Source organism: Chitinivibrionales bacterium (genome assembly GCA_014728215.1).
Taxonomy (GTDB): Bacteria; Fibrobacterota; Chitinivibrionia; order Chitinivibrionales; family WJKA01; genus WJKA01.
Genome location: WJLZ01000024.1, coordinates 1 through 5,574, shown reverse-complemented (window position 1 = coordinate 5,574; position 5,574 = coordinate 1). Strand labels below are relative to the sequence as shown.

Genomic DNA, 5,574 nt, shown 5'->3' with positions numbered 1-5,574 from the left:
ATCCTGTATTACGCAGTTAAATTCACCACAGAGCCACAGAGAGCACAGAGATTTGGAGAGTTACGAAATTTTATTTTTACCGGAATGATTCACTTTGTCGCTGATAAATTATTGTCCGGTTGTATTATGCATTTCTTTTAAAATTAAAGGTTTTTTCTCTGTGAACTCTGGGTCTCTGTGGTTAACTGCTGTTTCAGGTTCATTCTTCTTTTAGAGTCCCTAACAAAATGAGGTTCGTAACGATGGCTGAGCGAGAAGACCCAGTGGCGAGGCAGGCGAAGCAGGCATATCCGCCGAGATATGGCGATGCAGCCAAACGAAGCCAATGGGTTTTAGCAGCCGGCCAGAGCTGGACTTCATTTTGTTAGGGACTCTTAAATAAATACGACTTTTTTCATCTCTTTCCTTGCGGATTTTTCAAGCCTGCAGTCCGATGTTATAAATAACTCGGGCTCGGCTGTTTTTGCCGCGGCAAGCTGGATGCTGTCGAGTGCTTTCAACTGATGTTTACGAATAAGCGATATGGATTCGTTCTGGAGATGTTCGTTCCATTCGACTATGCCGAAAAATGAGTAATCGAAAAGAAGCTCCTTCTCTACCCATTTCGCATCAGATACTTTCAGGCTTTTTTCCCGGAGCCGTCTTTCAATTATGGAATAAAATTCGATGAGCAAAGTGGGTGCAACGATAATTTCGGTAATTGAGTCGAGAATATCGGCGAGTTCCGAAGAGCCTTCCTCATCGACATATTTTTTAAAAAGCGTTGAGGTATCGATAACCGCTCTCAATTTTCTTCCCTGCTCTTCGTAACCGTGTCGGAAAAAGATTCTCCGCCGATTTTCCGCCGCTTGACCATTCGTTTCCATCCGGGATATCGGATATTCTCATTGTGCGGAATGATATCGGCCACCGGTTTATGCCGCTCCAGTATCGTGATCTGCTCGCCGGCTTTCACTTCCTTCAAATAATGGGAAAAATTATGCATTAATTCGCGGATATTCACCAATTGCATCATGCCTCCCTGAAAAGAGTTATTGTATAAAATACAACATTTGTTAGACAAATTGTCAAACAATTCGCAGGCTTCACCCAAAAAGAACTGGTTTGCATAAATTTATAGATAATATGTGATTCTCATCACAGACTTTGCCCCGCGCACAAATTTAAATTAATACATGAATATCATGAATATAATGAATACATGGTATGATGTCTTTTCCCGGCAGTGCAGGTAAATAAGAAATAATTATGGTACGCAGCCGCGATAAATTAGATTTAATATTCACTGTCATTGAAATGTATCAGCTAACAGGAGGCATGGCCTGGAAGGCCATGCCACATAACATAAAGATGAATATAAATTTCAGCATTTTATAAGCAGGGCCGGCTTTATTCCGGCATGCGACATACAAGCGATACAAGGAGTTGCTCATGCAGGCGAAAAAAGCGAATGAAGCGGAATTTTATTTTCTGTGCAGCGGTCAGGAGACCACCACCTTTCAGGTGATGAATTTTTCGGGTACCGACCGAATCTCTTCCCCCTATCAGTTCGACATAACCCTGATCTCGAAAAAGGCCGATATCAACGCCGATCAGGTGATCAACAAGCGGGCGACCCTGTATATTTTCCGTGACGGCGAGTTTTTTCCCTACTCCGGCATTGTGTCGGAATTTCTTTTTGTCGACCGCACTGTCGATTATTGCACCTATAATGTCCGTCTTGTTCCGCAGTTGTGGCTTCTCTCGCTCAATCGTCAGACCCGGGTATTCCAGAAAATGAACCCGGCGCAGATTATCGAACAGGTCCTCGATGAAAACGGGTTGAATAATTACTATGAAATGAAAGCGACGGTTAACAGTTATCCCGAGCGGGAATATGTGGTCCAGTATCAGGAATCGGATCTCAATTTTATCTCCCGTCTCATGGAAGATAACGGGATCTGGTATTTCTTTACCGAGTCACCGCTTATTCCCGAGGAGATTGAAGGTAAGAGCGGGACCGAGGCCCTGGTTATTGCCGACAAACCGGCCGAATTCAAATTTATCGGCGGCGAACAGACAATCAAATACCGTTCCGGCTCGGGCATGATCGAAAAATTCGACAGTGAAATCAAGGAGTTTTTTCACCGTCTCCACTACGATAAGCATGTAATACCCAATGAAGTTATGGTTAAAAGCTATAACTACCGCACCCCCGAAGTTGACGTTAACGGGCGAAAAAAAATCAAAGACGGCCAACAGGGTACGGTGTACGAATATGGCGGCAGTATCAAAGATTCTTCTGAAGCCCAGCGATTGGCGGATATCGCTTCGGAGCGGGTTGCCTGCAACCAGATCCGGGTGCGGGGAAGCGGTAATTGTCGCGGGTTCAGGGCCGGCAACCGGTTCACCGCCGAAGATCACGTCCGGGATGATCTCAACGGCAAATACCTTCTCGTTTCCGTGAGTCATGCCGGCTCCCATGCCTACACCAACGACAGCGGCCATATCTTTACCTATTCCAACGAGTTCAGTTCCATACCCGCAAAGCAGGCTGAGTTTTTCCGCCCTCCCAAACGGTCTGTCGCACCGAGAATCCCGGGTATCATGACCGCAAAGATCGAAGCCGAAGGGTCCGAATATGCCGCCCTCGACGATATGGGACGGTATAAAGTCCGTATGCCCTTCGACCTTTCGAGCAAGAATAATTATGATGCTTCCAAGTATATGCGCCTTGCCCAACCATACTCCGGGTCCAACTACGGGATGCATTTTCCTTCCCATGAGGGCGCCGAGATGATTTTCGGGTGTCTTGACGGCGATCCCGACCGTCCCCTGGGACTGGGGACCGTCCCCAACGCCAACACCATTTCACCCGTAAAGAGTTCGAATAAAGAGAAAAGTATTATCCGGACCGCCGGCGGCAACGAAATTATCCTCGACGACATGAAGGACAAACAGAAAATATCGCTGCATACGACCGCTCTCAACGGCGTTGAACTCAACGACGAAAGCCAACATTGTGTCATGAAATCGACCAACGGGAACATGCTGAAACTCGATGACGCCAATGAAAAGTGCACCCTCGACTCCCAGGGTAATGTTCTGAATGTCTCGTATAAAGGCGGCGAGGAAGGTATCGGTATCAAGACCGCGGGCGGACATGTAATTATGCTCGACGACGCCAACAGCAATATCACGATCAAGACCAACGGCGGCCATACCATTACCTTCGATGACAACGGCGGCTCGATTACCATGGAAGACTCCAACGGGAATTCGATTTCATCGGATGCCGGGGGCATAATCCTGAACTCGGCCGGAGAGATAAAGATATCGGCATCCAGCAACGTGACCATCGAGGCGGGCGGGAACATGAAAATCAGCTCGGGGGCCAATTTCGACGAAGAAGCCGGGGCGAATTACAAAGTCTCGGCAGGCGCCAACTACGAAGCAAGCGGAGGAATGAATGCCAAAGTCTCGGGCAGCATGAACGGTGAATTTACCGGCGGCGTCAATGTCAAAGTCGAGGGCGGCGCTATGGCAGACCTCAAGGGCGGCGCCACAACCTCGGTAACCGGCGGTGTAGTGATGATCAATTAACTCTAATAATTTTTAAAGGGGTTCAATTTATCCAGGTAGGAACGCCCTCTGCTGCTGGGACGCCATACAAAACGGCACTTGCGGCATTTGATTCTCCGCTTGCCTTTGAGCGTGCGCACAGGACTGAAAAAGAACGGGTCATAATAATCCACGATAGCGCTCCCGCACCGCGGGCAGGTAATCGCCGGGGGATTCCAGAATGACTCCCAGAGTACCATCAGTGTGCTTTTCCTTCGCGGCTTTTCCCGGTGAGACGGCATGAATTAATTCTCCTTTTAACGCAGGGGCAAGAGAAACGATTGTACTGATACCACAAAGCCGGCGAAAGCATTCGAGTTTTAGATTTCGGATTTATACGACCGGTGTGGGTAAAAACAATTCCGTAAAGGTTCGTTGAGCGAAAATATCGGTCATCCCAGCAATATAATCGGTGATAATGCGCCAGGCCGGTGTATTTTCCGTATAATTTGTGTTCTTTATGAAATTAAAAAGCACTCTCACTGTCGGCGCGCCGTTGATAATATTATTAACCATCGAGGTATTCTCTCCCCGTTCGGTTTCTCTTAAAAGTTTCGACAGCTCGTAGTAGAGTAGCTCGATAACTCTGTTGGACTTTTTTGCTTTCCGATCCACTTCCGGATGCGTATAAATTTTTTCATAATTAAACTCTTTCAGTATTTTCATTAAGCCGAATACCTCTTCGCTCATTTCGATCGCATCGATGTCAAGACTGTTTTCGATCGTATCACTAACAAACCGTCCTATAATTTTACCATTATCGGTGCCGAGATTTCCGGCTATTTCTGCAGGAATATCGGTTTTTTTCACAAATCCCGCTTTGATACCGTCTTCAAGATCCCTCCCCAGATACGCGATTCTATCAACAATTCGGACCAGACATCCCTCGAGCGTTAAGGGATAATATGTTCTATCGTCAATACCCTCGAGGTTCTGAAGATCTCTGGAACGATCGGGGACAACCGCACGCTCAAACTTTTCACCGCAATGAGTAACAATGCCGTCCCGGACCTCATAGGTAAGATTCAGCCCCGCGCCATAGTTGGTCAGCTTATCGACCACTCTGAGACCGTGAATTTCGTGCATGAACCCACTCGTAACGCCTTCATTTTTCAAAATCCTGTCGAGTACCCGTTCTCCTGCATGACCGAAAGGCGGGTGTCCGAGATCGTGTCCCTTGGCTATTGCATTGATCAGATCGATATTAAGATTCAGGCACCGTCCGATAACCGAAGCAATGCTTGAAACATGCAACACGTGCTCCATGCGTGTACAGATATGATCGTCATTGGGAGAAAGAAAAACCTGCGTCTTATGTTTCAACCGCCGGAAAGGTGGTGAATGGAGTATCCGGGTTTCATCACGGGCAAATTCCAGTCTGAAAGGGTCCCGCTTCAGTGGCCATTGACGGCCATGGGATTCACTACTTTTCGTTGCGTAACTGCTTAATTTTTCTTCATCTTCCAGCAAAAACCGGTTAATATCGAATTTAGTTTTCATTATTATTTCCTGTAGGTAAGAAAGTCGTATACGAATTTTTCCTGTTCAGGGGTATCGATTGCCGGTCGGGTCTCCCGTACCTTCCTGATTGCCGCGGCCGGGGCCAGCGAACTATACAGCCCCACAATACATGCCAGCACCATCCCTGTTCGTCCGACACCGGCATAACAATGAACACATACCGGCACCTTACTCCGCATATGGGAAACAGCACTTTCTATCATTCCCTTAAATGCATCCTCCTCCCGGGGTACGGAAAAATCATCGATAGGAAAATCGGTCCATATCAACCCGCTGTTTTCACAAAGTTCACCGTAATGCCTGTCCATCGGGTGGAGCGAGATGAGGCGACGGACACCCAACTCGTACAGCTCCCTTAAATCCGACAAAGCGTATTCATCATTCAGATACATCGCTCCCCCGGGCAACGCTGAACCGGCAAGCGTATCGGGGATTATCCAGGAAAAATTCTTT

The 5,574-nt window shown here is 47.4% G+C and carries 6 protein-coding genes; 1 reads left to right on the top strand and 5 read right to left on the bottom strand.

Features of this window, described 5'->3' with window-relative positions:
- Positions 1-374 precede the first annotated feature (374 nt).
- Together GF401_01680 and GF401_01675 are read right to left on the bottom strand one after the other, a co-directional pair.
- On the bottom strand, positions 375-866 hold the full coding sequence (locus tag GF401_01680) for a PIN domain-containing protein (GenBank protein MBD3343755.1): 492 nt from the start codon (positions 864-866) through the stop codon (positions 375-377).
- A complete protein-coding gene (locus GF401_01675) occupies positions 785-1,015 on the bottom strand; it encodes a type II toxin-antitoxin system prevent-host-death family antitoxin (protein MBD3343754.1) in 231 nt (76 codons plus the stop codon). Before GF401_01675 ends, GF401_01680 begins: the two co-directional genes overlap by 82 nt.
- Before the next feature lie 416 nt (positions 1,016-1,431).
- Here GF401_01675 and tssI point away from each other — a divergent pair, with 416 nt between their 5' ends.
- On the top strand, positions 1,432-3,582 hold the full coding sequence (gene tssI, locus GF401_01670) for a type VI secretion system tip protein VgrG (protein MBD3343753.1): 2,151 nt from the start codon (positions 1,432-1,434) through the stop codon (positions 3,580-3,582).
- A gap of 2 nt (positions 3,583-3,584) precedes the next feature.
- Here the strand turns inward: tssI and GF401_01665 are convergent, their stop codons facing one another.
- From GF401_01665 to GF401_01655, 3 genes are all read right to left on the bottom strand, one after another.
- Positions 3,585-3,842, bottom strand: coding sequence for a hypothetical protein (locus GF401_01665; protein MBD3343752.1), 258 nt, complete (start codon positions 3,840-3,842; stop codon positions 3,585-3,587).
- Positions 3,843-3,933: 91 nt separating this feature from the next.
- The gene (locus GF401_01660; protein ID MBD3343751.1) at positions 3,934-5,100 is read right to left on the bottom strand and encodes an HD domain-containing protein; all 1,167 of its coding nucleotides are present in this window, start codon (positions 5,098-5,100) and stop codon (positions 3,934-3,936) included.
- Positions 5,101-5,102: 2 nt separating this feature from the next.
- Positions 5,103-5,574 (bottom strand): hypothetical protein (locus GF401_01655; GenBank protein MBD3343750.1); only part of this gene is annotated, 472 nt, incomplete at its 5' end.

Coding starts and splice junctions, on each gene's coding strand:
- GF401_01680 (MBD3343755.1), bottom strand. CDS start 866: ATGGAAACGAATGGTCAAGCGGCGGAAAATCGGCGGAGAATCTTTTTC.
- GF401_01675 (MBD3343754.1), bottom strand. CDS start 1,015: ATGATGCAATTGGTGAATATCCGCGAATTAATGCATAATTTTTCCCAT.
- tssI (MBD3343753.1), top strand. CDS start 1,432: ATGCAGGCGAAAAAAGCGAATGAAGCGGAATTTTATTTTCTGTGCAGC.
- GF401_01665 (MBD3343752.1), bottom strand. CDS start 3,842: ATGCCGTCTCACCGGGAAAAGCCGCGAAGGAAAAGCACACTGATGGTA.
- GF401_01660 (MBD3343751.1), bottom strand. CDS start 5,100: ATGAAAACTAAATTCGATATTAACCGGTTTTTGCTGGAAGATGAAGAA.